The sequence below is a fragment of the Aurantiacibacter gilvus genome (assembly GCF_038289935.1).
GTDB classification, from domain to species: domain Bacteria; phylum Pseudomonadota; class Alphaproteobacteria; order Sphingomonadales; family Sphingomonadaceae; genus Alteraurantiacibacter; species Alteraurantiacibacter gilvus.
Window position 1 is genome coordinate 1,240,703 of record NZ_JBBYHV010000001.1, and the last position, 14,403, is coordinate 1,255,105.

15 protein-coding genes are annotated in these 14,403 nt (G+C 65.1%); 4 read left to right on the forward strand and 11 right to left on the reverse strand.

Annotated features, from left to right (window positions below; all coding sequences use genetic code 11):
• Positions 1-8: 8 nt before the first annotated feature.
• Positions 9-746 (reverse strand): cistern family PEP-CTERM protein, encoded by a 738-nt coding sequence (locus AAEO60_RS06065; protein WP_341672751.1) that lies wholly within the window; start codon positions 744-746, stop codon positions 9-11.
• Between the two features lie 166 nt (positions 747-912).
• Here AAEO60_RS06065 and AAEO60_RS06070 point away from each other — a divergent pair, with 166 nt between their 5' ends.
• Complete coding sequence (locus tag AAEO60_RS06070; protein ID WP_341672753.1) at positions 913-1,926, forward strand: tetratricopeptide repeat protein; 1,014 nt, start codon at positions 913-915, stop codon at positions 1,924-1,926.
• Positions 1,927-1,983: 57 nt separating this feature from the next.
• On the opposite strand, the gene AAEO60_RS06075 is transcribed toward AAEO60_RS06070, so the two are convergent.
• From AAEO60_RS06075 to AAEO60_RS06115, 9 genes are all read right to left on the reverse strand, one after another.
• Positions 1,984-2,292, reverse strand: coding sequence for a PEP-CTERM sorting domain-containing protein (locus tag AAEO60_RS06075; protein WP_341672755.1), 309 nt, complete (start codon positions 2,290-2,292; stop codon positions 1,984-1,986).
• Between the two features lie 155 nt (positions 2,293-2,447).
• A complete protein-coding gene (pth, locus tag AAEO60_RS06080; protein WP_341672756.1) occupies positions 2,448-3,029 on the reverse strand; it encodes an aminoacyl-tRNA hydrolase in 582 nt (193 codons plus the stop codon).
• Positions 3,030-3,042: 13 nt separating this feature from the next.
• Entirely contained in the window at positions 3,043-3,501 is a 459-nt protein-coding gene (locus tag AAEO60_RS06085; protein ID WP_341672757.1) for a hypothetical protein, read from the reverse strand.
• Positions 3,501-4,175 carry a 50S ribosomal protein L25/general stress protein Ctc gene (locus AAEO60_RS06090; RefSeq protein WP_341672758.1) on the reverse strand — a complete coding sequence of 225 codons (675 nt, stop codon included), beginning with the start codon at positions 4,173-4,175 and terminating at the stop codon, positions 3,501-3,503. Before AAEO60_RS06090 ends, AAEO60_RS06085 begins: the two co-directional genes overlap by 1 nt.
• A 100-nt stretch (positions 4,176-4,275) precedes the next feature.
• Entirely contained in the window at positions 4,276-5,043 is a 768-nt protein-coding gene (locus tag AAEO60_RS06095) for a TraB/GumN family protein (RefSeq protein WP_341672760.1), read from the reverse strand.
• Positions 5,044-5,153: 110 nt separating this feature from the next.
• The gene (locus tag AAEO60_RS06100) at positions 5,154-6,044 is read right to left on the reverse strand and encodes a TraB/GumN family protein (RefSeq protein ID WP_341672761.1); all 891 of its coding nucleotides are present in this window, start codon (positions 6,042-6,044) and stop codon (positions 5,154-5,156) included.
• A gap of 48 nt (positions 6,045-6,092) precedes the next feature.
• Positions 6,093-6,290, reverse strand: a complete 198-nt coding sequence (locus AAEO60_RS06105) for a helix-turn-helix transcriptional regulator (RefSeq protein WP_341672762.1) — start codon at positions 6,288-6,290, stop codon at positions 6,093-6,095.
• Positions 6,287-6,706: a hypothetical protein gene (locus AAEO60_RS06110; protein WP_341672763.1), complete on the reverse strand. Its 420-nt coding sequence runs from the start codon at positions 6,704-6,706 to the stop codon at positions 6,287-6,289. Before AAEO60_RS06110 ends, AAEO60_RS06105 begins: the two co-directional genes overlap by 4 nt.
• Before the next feature lie 141 nt (positions 6,707-6,847).
• Entirely contained in the window at positions 6,848-7,813 is a 966-nt protein-coding gene (locus tag AAEO60_RS06115; protein ID WP_341672764.1) for a TraB/GumN family protein, read from the reverse strand.
• Positions 7,814-7,907: 94 nt separating this feature from the next.
• Between AAEO60_RS06115 and AAEO60_RS06120 the strand changes: the two genes are divergently transcribed.
• Genes AAEO60_RS06120 through ppdK form a run of 3 tightly spaced genes read left to right on the forward strand, consistent with a single transcriptional unit; the run spans position 7,908 to position 13,625 of the window.
• On the forward strand, positions 7,908-8,807 hold the full coding sequence (locus AAEO60_RS06120; protein WP_341672765.1) for a glycine--tRNA ligase subunit alpha: 900 nt from the start codon (positions 7,908-7,910) through the stop codon (positions 8,805-8,807).
• A complete protein-coding gene (gene glyS / locus AAEO60_RS06125; RefSeq protein WP_341672766.1) occupies positions 8,804-10,894 on the forward strand; it encodes a glycine--tRNA ligase subunit beta in 2,091 nt (696 codons plus the stop codon). Before AAEO60_RS06120 ends, glyS begins: the two co-directional genes overlap by 4 nt.
• A 58-nt stretch (positions 10,895-10,952) precedes the next feature.
• Entirely contained in the window at positions 10,953-13,625 is a 2,673-nt protein-coding gene (gene ppdK / locus AAEO60_RS06130; protein WP_341672767.1) for a pyruvate, phosphate dikinase, read from the forward strand.
• 9 nt (positions 13,626-13,634) lie between these two features.
• On the opposite strand, the gene AAEO60_RS06135 is transcribed toward ppdK, so the two are convergent.
• Positions 13,635-14,387 (reverse strand): methyltransferase domain-containing protein, encoded by a 753-nt coding sequence (locus tag AAEO60_RS06135; protein ID WP_341672768.1) that lies wholly within the window; start codon positions 14,385-14,387, stop codon positions 13,635-13,637.
• Positions 14,388-14,403: the final 16 nt, after the last annotated feature.

A 14,403-nucleotide genomic window follows, 5' to 3' on the forward strand; every position in this document is an offset into this window, starting at 1 on the left:
TGACGCGATCAGGCGAAGGCCGGCTGCATTCCGTAGTCTTCTGCAGGCGCCTTGCGACGACGGCGACCGCGCATTGCGGCGAGGCCGAAGAGTGCCAGTCCCAGCAAGCCGAGCATGCCCGGGGCAGGAACCTGCGTGCCGCTGGTGCTGCCGCTGGTTGTGGTGCCCTGGCCGCTGGCCGAGGTAACATTGCCGGCACCGGTGATGCCCTGGTAGCGCACGAAGAAGTCGCTCAGCGTGATCTCGCTGGCATCCGGGCTGAAGTACAGGTCCAGCGTGCCGCTGCCCGACTGGCCTTCGGAAACACCGCCGCTGTTCGAGCAGGAGCCGCTGTTGGCAGCCTTGAAGCAGACGTCCACGGCGCCGATCTGGTTCGGATAGCTCGGGTCACTCGCCTGTCCGTCGGTCACGAAGGCGAAGCTGTAGGCTCCGTCCACGTTGGCACCGGAAATGTCCGGGTCGACGTTGAAGGCAAAGCTGGACAGGTTCGAGGTGAGCCCGCCGCTGGTGGTGTTGTCCACCTGGTAGCTGAACGAATAGGTGTCGCCGGTCACTTCCTCGAGCGTGAAGGTGATCGAGCTGCTCAGGTTTTCCACCGTGTTGCCGGCGTCATCGGCGAAGCCGTCGAAGTCGATGGTGAAGCTCGTACCAATATCGCTGCTGTCCAGCGTGATCGGATCGGCCAGTGCTGGCGTTGCCACCGCCGAAGCGGCAAGGGCTGCGACCCCGAGTACAGTCTTCTTCATCGTCCAACCTTCCGAATAAGTGTGGTTGCCGATCTAAACGCAATTCCCGTGCCAAGCCTGCATTTCTGCGGCTGACGAAGGTTAACAGCCGTCCGGAAAGTGTTAACATGTCAATTAATCCGACGTTTCACGGATTCTTGGTGGTTTGCCGTTACGTCGCTGCGTGATGAGAATGCGTGCCGCCCTGCTTGCCGTTTCGATGCTCGCCAGCCTTGGCGCTTGCTCGCTGCTGGGCGACGACGCGCTGGAGGCCGCACAGCAAGCCTTCGAGGCCGAGGACTATATCGTCGCGCGCGACCTTGCACTGGCAGCACTGGAAGACGACGCCGAGAACGTCGCTGCGCTGGAATTGCTGGCGCGCGCGCAACTGGCCATGGGGCAGGGCGGCGAAGTTGCTGCCGTACTCGAACGGATCGAACGCGCTGGCGGCGAGGCGGAGGACGAGGCCCTGCTCGCCGCCGAGGGGCAATTGCAGGCCGGCAATCCGGCCGCCGCACGTGAACTCGTGGGCGACCAGCAGACGGCCGAGGCCTGGCGGCTGCTGGCGCTGGCTGCCGTGCAGGAAGACGACGAGGCCGCAGCGCTGGAGGCCTTTAATAACGGCCGGTCGGCCGAAGGCGACAAGACCAAGCTCTATGCCGCCGAAGCGAGCTTCCACCTCTCGCGCGGCGATCTCGCGGCGGCTGCGGCGGCTGCGTCACTGGCGCGGGCCCTGGCGCCGGACCGGGTGGAGACACTCTATGTCAGCGCCCGCGTGGCGGAAGCGAGCGGCAATCACCTGCAGGCGCTGTCGAACTACCTGCGGATCATCGAAAAGGTGCCGATGGATCGTCCGGCACTATTGGCGGCGATCACGGCTTCGGAACGGGCCGGGCAGGGCGCCATCACGCGCCACCTGATCGCCTACGGGGCGCAAACGCGACCGCTGGATCCCGAATTCGTCTACCAGCAAGCGCGGGTCGAGGCCTGGGATGGCCGCTGGGCCGCCGTTCGCGAACGCTTGCAGGCGCACGAGCCGGAACTGGTCGATCATCCCGCCGCGCGCGTGCTCTATGCGGAAGCGCTGTTGCAGCTGGGGCAGGTGGAAACCGCCCGGGCCATCGTGGCACCGATCGTGGCGCGTTACCCCGGCGATGGCGAAGCCCAACGCGTAAAGGCCGCCATCGAGGCGGCCAGCTAGATGGCAAACGACCTGCGGAGCGCGAGGCCCCGCAGGTGTATCAGCTTGATGGGAAGGTCAGTCTTCGCCGCGACGACGGCGACGGGCAATACCAAGGCCAAGCGCGGCAGCTGCCAGCAGGCCGAGTGCACCGGGTTCCGGAACTTCAGTGCCACTGCTGCTGCCGCCGCTGGTCGTGCCACCCGTGGTGGTGCCGCCAGACGAGCTGCCGGTGCAGGTGGTGTGGCCACAGCCGCAGTAGTGCGAGTGGCTCCAGCCACCCCAGCCACCCGACGAGCCGCCCCAGAAACCCCAGGTCGCCTGCGCCGGCGTGGTCATTGCGAGTGCCGCCAGTCCGATGACGACCGTTGTAATCTTGCGCTTCATGTGCGTTGCTCCCCTGTTGAACGGTTAAGCCCGACCTAGGCAAGGCGCGTGCCAATCGCAGTTTCTCGGGGGAGACTATGGTTAACGGCATTCATTGCCGCGCTGTTATGTAAAAAATCTCGACTCTTCAGAGGCTTGCATCGCCCCGACCGGGATCAGGATTGCATCGACAGGGCGTATTCGCTCATGAACCGCGGATCGTCGCCTGCCGCCAGCCATTCGGCCGCGCTGCCGATGGCGCCCAGCATCTGCACCAGGTCGTCCATTTCCGCCTTGGCGAAGTTGCCGAGCACATGGCCGTGGACGCGGTCCTTGTGGCCGGGATGGCCGATACCGATGCGAACGCGGCGGAAATCGGGGCCGAGGTGCTGGTCGATAGAACGCAGGCCGTTGTGGCCTGCCGTACCGCCACCGGTCTTCACCTTCACCTTGAACGGGGCGAGATCGAGCTCGTCGTGGAAGACAGTCAGCGCCTCGATCGGCAGCTTGTAGAAGCGCAGGGCCTCTGCGACACTCCGGCCGCTTTCGTTCATGTAGGTGGCGGGCTTCAGCAGCAGGATCTTCTCGCTGCCCCCGGGAGTCGGGATGCGGCCTTCCTGCAACCAGCCCTGGAACTTCTTCTGTACCGGGCCGAACTCGTACATGTCAGCCAACAGGTCGCAGGCCATGAAGCCGACATTATGCCGGTGCAAGGCGTATTTCGGGCCGGGATTACCCAGGCCTACCCAGAGCTGCATGGGGCTGCCCCCTTTAACGCGGTGACGGGCCTTGCTGCGGAATGCCGGTCTGCGGCGTCTGCTGGACCGTGTTGGCCTGCGCATCGGTGTTGGCAAGGATCTGCATCACCGAGAGGTAGAAGTTCGCGCAGGTGTTGGCGAAGTTGTCCAGCTGGGCAGGTGAAGCGCCGCGCAGTGCAGCGTTGGCCGCCTGGAACTGGGATACGGCTTCAGCCGAGCTGTAGTGGCTGATCCGGCCAGCGTAGAATGCGGCGATAATCGTCAGGTTGTTGAGGATATCGACGCGCTGCGCGGCAGGCAGCGAAGTATCGGCCGTCAACAGGGTGCGACGTTGCTGCATCAGCACGAAGCACTGGAAGTCCTGCGGGTTGGACGGCAGTACGCCCTGGCCCTGCTGGGCGAGGGTTGGGGCTGGCGCGACGGCCAGCCCCATGCTCATTGCAGCGATGGCAGCAAGAGAGCGGCGAAGCATTATTCGCCGCCTTCTTCCTGCTCCTCGGAAGCAGCTTCTTCTGCACCTTCCTCGGTTTCGCCTTCTTCACCTTCTTCTTCGCCGGCAGCACCTTCGGCACGCTTCAGCGCCGACGGAGCCACGACGGTGGCAATGGTGAAGTCGCGATCGGTGATCTGGCTTTCCGAACCTTCGGGCAGCGTCACGGCGCTGAAGTGAATCGAATCGCCCACTTCAAGGCCGGTAACGTCGATTTCGATTTCGCTCGGGATCTTCTCGCCGTCGCAAACCAGTTCCAGTTCGTGACGCACGACGTTGAGCACGCCGCCCTTCTTCAGGCCCGGGCTGGCTTCTTCGTTGATGAAGACAACCGGGACGTTGACTTCGATCTTCGAACCCTTGGCCAGGCGCAGGAAGTCGACGTGGACGGGACGATCGGAAACGGGGTGCAGGGCCACATCCTTCGGCAGGGTGCGGATCTTCTTGCCGTCAGCTTCGATCATCACGATGGAATTCATGAAGTGACCCGTGCCAAGCTGCTGCACAAGCAGCTTTTCTTCCACGTGAATGGGAGTGGGTTCTTCCTTGCCGCCATAAATGACGGCGGGTACGCGGCCTTCGCGTCGCAACGCACGGGAGGCTCCCTTGCCAGCCCGTTCGCGCAACTCGGCCGGCAGGTTCAGAGCGTCGCTCATCAGTATTGCCTTTCGATTGCGGTTTTTTCTCTCCGCCGCGCCTCCAGGGATGACATCGGCAAAGGAGGCGCGCGTTTAGCAGGAATGCCTGCTTTTGCAACTACTGGATGCGGCGCGTCTCGTACCCGCGCGCCTGCAGCATCTGTACCACGCTTTCCTCGCCCGAGAGGTGGCCTGCCCCGACGGCCACGAAGGGCGCACGGCCGGCGTCGACCAGGCGCATGATCTGGAGGGTCCAGTCGCGGTTGCGATCGACCAGCAAGACCCGGCGCAGTTCGGGTGACCCGGCGAGCGAGGCGTTGACCTGTTCGCCCATCTCATCGGCATCACCCGTTACCCATGCCACCAGCATTCCGCCTTCCGACTGGCGGGCATGGGCCTCTGCCACGCCATTGAGCAGGTCGCTCTGCGCCGCTTCGGACAGGGTATCGAACAGCGACAGCTGGGCGCCGTAGGTTTCCAGCCCGATCACCTCGAGGCCTGCGCTGCCCGCTACCGAAATCAGCGTGCGGTCCACACCGTTTCGCGGGTCGCCCACGCGGGTGGCGCCGGAGAGGGTGAGCGCAGCAGCCCAGGTCTCCACATCGGCAAAGTCGTCGCTGTCCATCCCGGCGTCGTCCATCAGGGCCAGCAGGGCGGGGCGTTCATCGTCGTCAACGCGGTCGGGCAAGGGCGGTTGGCCGGGCGTAGTGGAAAGGTCCGCGATCAGGCGCCGGCCGTAGCTCGCATCGAGATCGGCAATTTCCACCACGAGCACCCCGGCCTGGTCGAAGGTCTCATCGAGCAGCGGCGTGCCCCAGTCCATGTCGGACGGCAGGGCGTGCACCGTTCCGAACAGCCAGCCCATCTCGCCGGAAGGGCTCGTCACTTCCCAGACTGCTGGAGAAGGATCCGGCCACGGGTCGTCAGACTCGTTGGGAGCGCAACTGGCTAACCAGAGCGCTCCCAGAAGTGTGGCGTGCCGGAACAGGTTTCTGATCAATGGCCAACACGCTCCACTTCGAGCCCGCGTTCGGCCAGCAGGTCCTGCACGCTGCCTTCACCGGCAAGGTGGCCTGCACCCACGGCGATGAAGACGGTGCCGGGTTCTTCGAGGCGGTTCTGGATCCAGCCGACCCAGTTGCGGTTGCGGTTCACCAGCAGGCGCTCGTGGACCTCGGGGTTTTCCATGCCCTCGTTCATCAGTTCACCCAGGGCAACGTCGTCACCTTCAAGCCACTCGGCCTTCAGGTCCTCCAGGCTGGAGACGACCTCGGGCATGTTCTCGACGGTGGAGTCGAGGTATTCGAGCTGGGCTTCCATCGGCAGCGTATCGAACAGGGCGATCTGTTCCTCGACGGTCTCCAGCGCGCCGCGTTCCTTGTCCTCGCCCATGGCGCGAAGCTGCATTTCGACGCCCTGTTCCGGGGACCAGCCAGCCAGTTGCAAGGGGAGCAGCGACAGGGTCATGGCGGCGGCCCAGGGCTCGATCGGGTCCAGTGCGGCAGCGGGAATGCCGAAGCCCTCCAGAGCGGCTTCGTATTCGGAGAGGTTTTCCTCGGTCATCAGGCTGCGCAGGGTCTGGCCCTCGGGCAGCATGGCCATGCCGGCCACCTCCGCCTGCATCCCGGCGACATCGTCCATGGCGATCTCGAACACCAGCTGGTCAGCCGAACTGAAGGCGGTGGAGATGCGGTCATCGAACCAGGTCTCGCCTTCCGGGAGGACATGGATCGTGCCGAACAGGTAGATCGTCGTGTCCTCGTCGCTCACCTGCCACAGTGCGGGGCCGCTGGCGGCTTCGCCGTGATGGTCGGCCAGGGCGGTGCCGGGGAAGGCGACTGCCGACAGGGCGAGGGCGGAGGCGGAGAGGGCAATCTTGCGGAACATACTGGTTTCCTTTCGGGAGAGAGGGGGGATTTGCAACGGAAACCTGAACTAGGCGTTGCGGTCGTCGAATATTGCTTCGATCGGCATGTCGAACAGCCGCGCGATGCGGAAGGCGAGGGGCAGCGAAGGGTCGTGCTTGCCGGTCTCGATGGCGTTGACGGCCTGGCGCGAAACCTCGAGCCGCTTGGCCAATTCGGCTTGGCTCCAGTCACGCTCGGCGCGCAGGACCTTGAGGCGGTTGTTCATGCCGTCGTTCCGCGCAGGCGGGTGTAGAGGTATCCGAGCGACCACGACGCCATGGTGCAGGCGAGCATGGACACGGCGCCGAGGTCGCCGAATGTGTCAGCGAACCACGCGATCCAGAGCAGACCGATGCACAGCATGGCGAGCACGGCAATGAAAGCTGACTTGGTAAGGGTCGCGAACATGTAGTCGTCTGCCCGCTTCTGGTCGATGCGGCTGGACAGGCTCGCGACGACGGCGGCGACCAGGACGAGGCCGGCGAGGCTTGCGGCCTTGACTAGGGGATCGGCGGCAGTCTCGGGCACTGTGGAAACCTGTCCGGTCCGCAGCGCAATCATGGCGAAACCGATTGCCCCCTGGATGGTGAACAACAGGTCGAATGTGCGCGGTGCAAAGGCGAGATAGCGAAACTTTGACATGCATTGCTCCATCAGGAGAGCCTGACATTATGTCAGGTATGTATTACATATGGAGATCGGCGGACGCCATGTCAAGATAACCTGACACAAAGTCACATATACGCGACATGAGACTGCCGCACATCCATTTAAATCAGGGAGTTAGTTGATCCGTTCCGCTTCGAGGCCGTGGGTGCGCAGCTTCTCAAGCACCGAATCGGGGCCCTCGAAATGCCCCGCGCCCACCGCCAGCAACACCGTGCCGGGCTGGTCGAGTCGGGTGTCCAGCCATTCGGCCCATGCCGAATTGCGCCGGTTGAGCAGGACTTCGCTGAAAGCCTCGCCGATCGCGCCTTCGCCGAAGCCGAGGTCGAAATCCTCTGCCACCTCGCCGCGCGCCCAAGCGTGTTCCATCGCCCAGTAGGCATCGCCGGTCAGCTCGTCGGCTTGCTCGTCGTAGAGGCCATCAACGCTCTTGCCGCCCCAGCCACGCAGCTGCATGTCCAGCTCGCGCACGGCCTCGGCATCGTTGACGCGGAACAGGCCGTACATCACCTGGCCGAAGTCCTCGATCGACTCGATCGGGCGGCCGGTCTCGCTGAACTCCGCCTCCAGCACGGTTTCCACGCCGTAGTCATAGCTCGACGGATCGCCCTCGATGCTCGCCTGACCGAAGCCGAGCAGGGCCACCATCAGCGGCATGGAATCGACCACTTCGAAAGGCATGCCCGACATGGCCACCAGCTCCCGCCAGAGCGGGCGGGACTGGGCGGAGAGCTGGCGCGAGGTCGGTGTGCGGTTGGCCAGCAGGTGCTGGAACTTGGGACTCATCGCCTCCAGCGCGCCTTCGCTGTCCGCGTCGCTGGTTTCCACCACCAGCACCTCTGCCTCGTCGATGATCGCGTCCAGCTGCGGGTTACGCCAGCGGAACCCCTCGGGCAGCAGGTGGATCGTGCCCAGCATGTAGATCGTGGTGTCCTCGTCCGCGAGACGCCAGATCGCCGGGGCCGGGTCGTAATCCTGCGTGAAGGCGTAACGATCCTCCTCCTGCGCGGCAGCGGGGAGGGCAAGGGCAGCGGCCAGCAGGGCTACCGCAGGTGGCAAGGCCTTCAACAAGCGCGAAATCATGGGTGCAGATGACACCGGCGAGGGGCGCGATGTCAAGCGTTCTGCGCGCGTGCAGCATTGACGCGAAAGGGGCCTTGGGTCATGGGCCGCGCCCATGGACCGCAATCCGCAAAAAAGCTTCCAGGACATGATCCTTGCCCTCCACGATTTCTGGAGCGCGCAGGGCTGCCTGATCCTGCAACCATATGACATGCGCATGGGAGCCGGCACCTTCCACACGGCGACCACCCTGCGCGCGCTTGGCCCGGAGCCGTGGAACGCCGCCTTCGTGCAGCCGTGCCGCCGCCCGACCGATGGTCGCTATGGCGAAAACCCCAACCGGTTGCAGCACTATTACCAGTACCAGGTGATCCTGAAGCCGAGCCCGGCGGACATCCAGGACCTCTACCTCGAAAGCCTGCGCGTGATCGGGATCGACCCGCTCAAGCACGATATCCGCTTTGTCGAGGACGACTGGGAAAGCCCGACGCTGGGCGCCTGGGGCCTTGGCTGGGAAGTCTGGTGCGACGGCATGGAAGTCACCCAGTTCACCTATTTCCAGCAGATGGGCGGCTTCGACTGCAAGCCCGTCAGCGGCGAGCTGACCTACGGCCTCGAACGCCTTGCCATGTACATCCAAGGGGTCGACAACGTCTATGACCTCGATTTCAACGGGCAGGGCGTCTCCTACGGCGAAGTCTTCCTCGAAAACGAGAAGCAGATGTCGAAGTGGAACTTCGAGGTCGCCGACACCGATGCCCTGTTCGACCTGTTCAACAAGGCCGAGGCCGAGTGCCGCAACTCGCTGGACGCCGATGTTCCCATCGCCGCCTACGAACAGGCGGTGGAAGCCAGCCACGTGTTCAACCTGCTGCAGGCCCGCGGCGTGATTTCCGTGCAGGAGCGCGCCAGCTACATGGGCCGCGTGCGCGACCTGGCGCGCGGGTCCTGCGAGAAATACGCTGAGAAACTCGCCCCCGCGTGGCAGGCCAAGTATCCGGAGTGGAGCCTGTGAGCGACTTCCTCCTCGAACTGCGCTGCGAAGAAATCCCCGCGCGCATGCAGGCCGGCGCCCGCGTTGAACTGGAAAAGCTGTTCCGCCGCGAGATGGACGCTGCCGGTGTCGCTGCGGGCGCGATCACCGTCTGGTCGACCCCGCGCCGCCTTGCGCTGATCGCACGTGACCTGCCGCAAGCGACCGAAGCCGTCAGCACCGAAGAGAAGGGTCCGCCCGTCGGAGCTCCCGATCAGGCCGTCGATGGCTTCTGCCGCAAGAACGGCGTCGAGCGCGGCGACCTCGAAGTGCGCGACGTGAAGGGCCGCGAGACGTACTTCGCGGTGAAGAACGTACCGGGTCGCGCGACCAAGGACCTGCTGGCTGAAGCCATCCCCGCTATCGTGCGCGATTTCTCCTGGCCGAAGTCGATGCGCTGGGGCGCTGCCTCGCTGTCGACCGAAAGCCAGCGCTGGGTGCGTCCACTGTCGGGCATTGTCGCGATCCTGGGTGAAGACCTGGTCGAATGTGACGTTGCGGGGCTTGCCTCGGGCTATGCCACCAGGGGCCACCGCTTCCACTGCCCCGGCGAAATCACCATCGGTTCGGCAGACGACTACGCCGAGAAGCTGCGCGCCTGCCATGTCATCGTAAACCACGAGGAACGGCAGGACCTGATCCGTGAAGCTGCCGCCAAGGCCGCTGCCGACGCAGGGCTGACGCTGGTGGAAGACGAAGGGCTGGTGATCGAGAACGCCGGCCTCACCGAATGGCCCGTGCCGCTGCTCGGCCGTTTCGACGAGGCGTTCCTCGACGTGCCGCCCGAAGTCATCCAGCTGACCGCGCGGGTGAACCAGAAGTATTTCGTCTGCGAGAGCGCCGACGGAAAGCTCGCCAATGCCTTCGTCTGCACCGCCAACATCGCTGCCGAAGACGGCGGCGCGGCGATTGTCGACGGCAACCGCAAGGTGTTGGCCGCGCGCCTGAGCGATGCGCGCTTCTTCTGGGAGCTGGACCAGAAGACGCCGTTGGCCGAGCAGGCGAAGAAGCTGGAGCGCATCACCTTCCACGAGAAGCTGGGCACGGTAGCCGACAAGGTCGAGCGCGTGGCCAAGCTGGCCCGCTGGCTGGCCGAAGAAGGCATTGTCCCGAACGCCGATCCGGACCTGACCGAACAGGCCGCGCGTCTCGCCAAGGCTGACCTCGTCACGGAGATGGTCGGCGAATTCCCCGAACTGCAGGGCCTGATGGGTGGTTACTACGCCGAGAAGGAAGGGCTGCCGCAGGCGGTCTCCATCGCGGTGCGCGATCACTATAAGCCGGTGGGGCAGGGCGATGACGTCCCGACTGCGCCGGTGACGGTGGCCGTGTCGCTGGCGGACAAGCTGGATACCTTGCGGAGCTTCTTCTCCATCGACGAAAAGCCGACTGGCTCCAAGGACCCGTTTGCTCTGCGCCGCGCGGCGCTAGGTGTGATCCGCTTACTTACCGACAATGGTCTGCGAATGAGCGCAGGCGAGGGCGACCTCCTCGACTTCTTCGCCGACCGGCTCAAGGTCCAGCAGCGCGAAGCTGGCGTCCGTCACGACCTGATCGACGCGGTCTTTGCACTCGGCGGGGAGGACGACCTCGTCCGCCTGCTCGCCCGCGTCCACGCTTTGCAGGCCTTCGTGCAGACCGAAGACGGCACCAACCTGCTGGCCGGGTACAAGCGCGCTGCGAACATCCTCAAGAAGGAAGACTGGGGCAGCGGCGAACCCGTCCACACCGGCGATGAAGACCCGATGGAGAACGTCGACGATCCCGAAATGCGCGAAGTCTACGCGGCGCAGGTCAAGGAACTTTCCTACACGCCCGACCCGGCCGAAAAGGCGCTGATCGACGCGCTCGACGCAGCCGAACCGTTGGCGGCCAAGGCCATCGCGGAAGAGGACTTCGCCAAGGCCATGTCCGCTCTCGCCAGCCTCCGCGCGCCGATCGATGCCTTCTTTGAAGAGGTCACGGTCAATGACGAAAATCCAGACAAGCGCGCGGCGCGCCTTGACCTGCTTGCACGGTTCCGTGTTGCGGTGCACAATGTCGCCGATTTCTCAAAAATCGAGGGGTGACGGTTTCTCTTCCAGGACACTGTCACACCTGTAACACCTTGCAGGAAACGCAACAGCGATGACCCAGACGGTCTACACCTTCGGCGGTGCCGCCGACCACTCCGATCCCCGCCAGCGGGACAAGACCGTCACCGGCGGCAAGGGCGCAAACCTCGCCGAAATGGCCGAGATCGGCCTGCCGGTGCCTCCGGGCTTCACCATCACCACCGAAGAGTGCGTGCGCTACCTGCAGGAAGGGGCCGCCTTCTCCGACAAGCTGCACGCCGACGTTGCCACCGCTTTGGCGCACATCGAACAGGCCGTGGGCAAGAGCTTCGGCGACGCGGGCGATCCGCTGCTGGTCTCGGTCCGCTCGGGCGCGCGCGTCTCCATGCCGGGCATGATGGACACCGTCCTCAACCTCGGCCTCAACGACGAGACGGTGCAGGGCCTTGCAAAGACGAGCGGCGATGACCGCTTCGCCTGGGACAGCTACCGCCGCTTCATCCAGATGTACTCTGACGTGGTGCTGGGCCTTGACCACGGCGCTTTCGAGGAAGCGCTGGAGATCGCCAAGGAAGACCGCGGCTACTTCACCGACACCGAGCTGAGCGCCGACGACCTGCGCGAGCTGGTCAGCGAGTACAAGTCCATCGCCGAAAGCGAGCTGGGGCAGCCGTTCCCGCAGGACGTCAACGAACAGCTCTGGGGCGCGATCAGGGCCGTATTCGACAGCTGGGACAGCGACCGCGCCAAGGTCTACCGCCGTCTCAACTCGATCCCCGGCGACTGGGGCACTGCCGTCAACGTGCAGGCCATGGTCTTCGGCAACATGGGTGAAACCAGCGCCACCGGCGTGGCCTTCACTCGCGATCCCTCTACCGGCGAACGCGCCTACTACGGCGAATGGCTGGTCAACGCACAGGGCGAGGACGTGGTGGCGGGCATCCGCACGCCGCAGTACCTCACCAAGGCCCGCCGCGAGGCCGCCGGTGCCGAACTGCCGAGCATGGAAGAAGCCATGCCCGCAGCCTACGCCGAGCTCGCCCGCGTGTTCGACCTGCTCGAAGCGCACTACCGCGACATGCAGGACATCGAGTTCACCGTGCAGCAGGGCAAGCTGTGGATGCTGCAGACCCGTTCGGGCAAGCGCACCGCCAAGGCCGCGCTGAAGATGGCGGTGGACATGGTTGGCGAAGGCCTGATCTCCGAGGAAGAAGCCATCCTGCGCGTCGATCCCATGGCACTCGACCAGTTGCTCCACCCGACGCTCGATCCCGATGCGCCGCGTGACGAACTGGGCAAGGGCCTGCCGGCATCGCCGGGCGCGGCATCGGGCAAGATCGTGCTCGACGCCGACACGGCAGAGCTGTGGTCGAACCGCGAGGAGGACGTGATCCTCGTGCGCGTGGAGACCAGCCCCGAGGACATCCACGGCATGCACGCGGCCCGCGGCATCCTGACGGCGCGCGGTGGGATGACGTCACACGCGGCCGTGGTGGCGCGCGGCATGGGCCGCCCCTGCGTTTCGGGTGCCAGCGCCGTGTCGATCAACATGACCGACCGCACGCTGCAGATCGGCTCGCGCTCGCTGAAAGAGGGCGATGTCATCACCCTCGACGGCGCGACCGGGCAGATCATGGGCGGCCGCGTGCCGACCATCGAACCCGAGCTTGCCGGCGACTTCGGCGTGCTGATGGAATGGGCCGACAGGCACCGCCGCATGGGCGTGCGCACCAATGCCGAAACGCCCGAAGACTGCCGCACCGCGCGCGGCTTCGGGGCCGAGGGCATCGGCCTGTGCCGTACGGAGCACATGTTCTTCGATGCAGCGCGTATCAGCGCCGTGCGCGCCATGATCCTCGCCGAAAACGAAGAGGGCCGCCGCGCCGCGCTGGCCCGCCTGCTGCCCGAACAGCGCAGCGACTTTGTCGAAATCTTCCACACGATGGCGGGCCTGCCGTGCACGATCCGCCTGCTCGACCCGCCGCTGCACGAATTCCTGCCGACGCGCGACGAGGAGTTCGAGGAGCTGTCGGAAACGCTCGGGCTGGGCGTCGACCACCTCAAGCGCCGCGCGGGCGAACTGCACGAGTTCAACCCCATGCTCGGCCACCGCGGCTGCCGCCTGGGCATCACCTTCCCCGAGATCTACGAGATGCAGGCACGCGCCATCTTCGAGGCGGCTTGCGAGGTTACTGCCGAAGGCGGCGATCCGGTCGTGCCCGAAGTGATGATCCCGCTGGTCGCCACCCGCAAGGAACTGGAAATCCTGCGCGCACTGGTGGACCGCGTGGCCGCAGAGGTCTTCGCCGAGAAGGGCGCCAGCGTCGATTACCTGGTCGGCACCATGATCGAACTACCGCGCGCCGCGCTGATGGCGGGCGAGATCGCCAAGGAAGCCAAGTTCTTCTCCTTCGGTACCAACGACCTGACGCAGACCGCGCTCGGCGTAAGCCGCGACGATGCCGGCCGCTTCCTCGGACCCTATGTCGACAAGGGCATCTACGAGCGCGATCCCTTCGTCAGCCTCGACGTCGACGGCGTCGGCCAGCTGGTCGAGATCGCGGCAGAGCGGGGCAGGGCGACCCGCCCCGAGATCAAGCTCGGCATCTGCGGCGAGCATGGCGGCGATCCCGAATCGATCATGTTCTGCGAGAAGGTCGGCCTCGATTACGTCAGCGCCTCCCCGTACCGCGTGCCGATTGCGCGGCTGGCGGCAGCACAGGCGGCGTTGAAGGCGCCCAAGTAAGCGCCGGGCCTAGCGCCGGCCGGTCAGGGTAATGATCTCGAAGGTCTCGCTGACCTTCCCGTCCTCGTCCGCCTGCGCCACGAACGCGGCCCTTGCCCGCTCGCGGCCGGCCCGGGTGAGCGGCGGAGCAGGCTCTGCCAGTACGCTGCCCATGGCGTGCACGCGCAGGTCCTGCACGAGCCGGTCGAGCGAACCGTAACGGACGGTCAGGACATGGCTGTCGACCACCGGGTCTTTCCATCCCGCCCTGCCGAGCAGTTGCGGGCAGGACCGCGGGTCTACCAGCGGATGCATGCGGGCGGCCGGGCGATCGGGTTCGGCCTCGAACATGGCGCGACGGAGCTTGGGTAGGCTGGCCCCGCCGACGAAGCTGGCAATCGCCACGCCGTCCGGTGCCAGCAGTTCGCGCATCTGGATGAGCGCGCCGGGCAGGTCATTCAGCTTGTCGAGCATGCCGACGCTCACGACGAGATCGAACGAGCCGGCGACATGCCTTGCTGGCTGATCGAGGTCCTGCTCCTCGAGATAGTGGAAACTGGCCGGATGATTCCAGGGCAGTTCGGCCACCAGGTGATCCCCGAACCCGTCAATCAGCACATTGTGTCCCTCGTGCCGCATGAAACTGAGCCGCTCGAAGATATCGTCCGCCATGTGCTCGATCAGGAAGATTTCCGAATCGTAGCGATTGTAGATCGCTTCGGCACGGCGACGACGAGCCAGCTTGCGGGCAGGCGAGAATATGGTGGGCGGTGCTGTGGCCATGCACGCTTGCCTACAA

Coding starts and splice junctions, on each gene's coding strand:
- AAEO60_RS06065 (WP_341672751.1), bottom strand. CDS start 746: ATGAAGAAGACTGTACTCGGGGTCGCAGCCCTTGCCGCTTCGGCGGTG.
- AAEO60_RS06070 (WP_341672753.1), top strand. CDS start 913: ATGAGAATGCGTGCCGCCCTGCTTGCCGTTTCGATGCTCGCCAGCCTT.
- AAEO60_RS06075 (WP_341672755.1), bottom strand. CDS start 2,292: ATGAAGCGCAAGATTACAACGGTCGTCATCGGACTGGCGGCACTCGCA.
- pth (WP_341672756.1), bottom strand. CDS start 3,029: ATGCAGCTCTGGGTAGGCCTGGGTAATCCCGGCCCGAAATACGCCTTG.
- AAEO60_RS06085 (WP_341672757.1), bottom strand. CDS start 3,501: ATGCTTCGCCGCTCTCTTGCTGCCATCGCTGCAATGAGCATGGGGCTG.
- AAEO60_RS06090 (WP_341672758.1), bottom strand. CDS start 4,175: ATGAGCGACGCTCTGAACCTGCCGGCCGAGTTGCGCGAACGGGCTGGC.
- AAEO60_RS06100 (WP_341672761.1), bottom strand. CDS start 6,044: ATGTTCCGCAAGATTGCCCTCTCCGCCTCCGCCCTCGCCCTGTCGGCA.
- AAEO60_RS06105 (WP_341672762.1), bottom strand. CDS start 6,290: ATGAACAACCGCCTCAAGGTCCTGCGCGCCGAGCGTGACTGGAGCCAA.
- AAEO60_RS06110 (WP_341672763.1), bottom strand. CDS start 6,706: ATGTCAAAGTTTCGCTATCTCGCCTTTGCACCGCGCACATTCGACCTG.
- AAEO60_RS06115 (WP_341672764.1), bottom strand. CDS start 7,813: ATGATTTCGCGCTTGTTGAAGGCCTTGCCACCTGCGGTAGCCCTGCTG.
- AAEO60_RS06120 (WP_341672765.1), top strand. CDS start 7,908: ATGGACCGCAATCCGCAAAAAAGCTTCCAGGACATGATCCTTGCCCTC.
- ppdK (WP_341672767.1), top strand. CDS start 10,953: ATGACCCAGACGGTCTACACCTTCGGCGGTGCCGCCGACCACTCCGAT.
- AAEO60_RS06135 (WP_341672768.1), bottom strand. CDS start 14,387: ATGGCCACAGCACCGCCCACCATATTCTCGCCTGCCCGCAAGCTGGCT.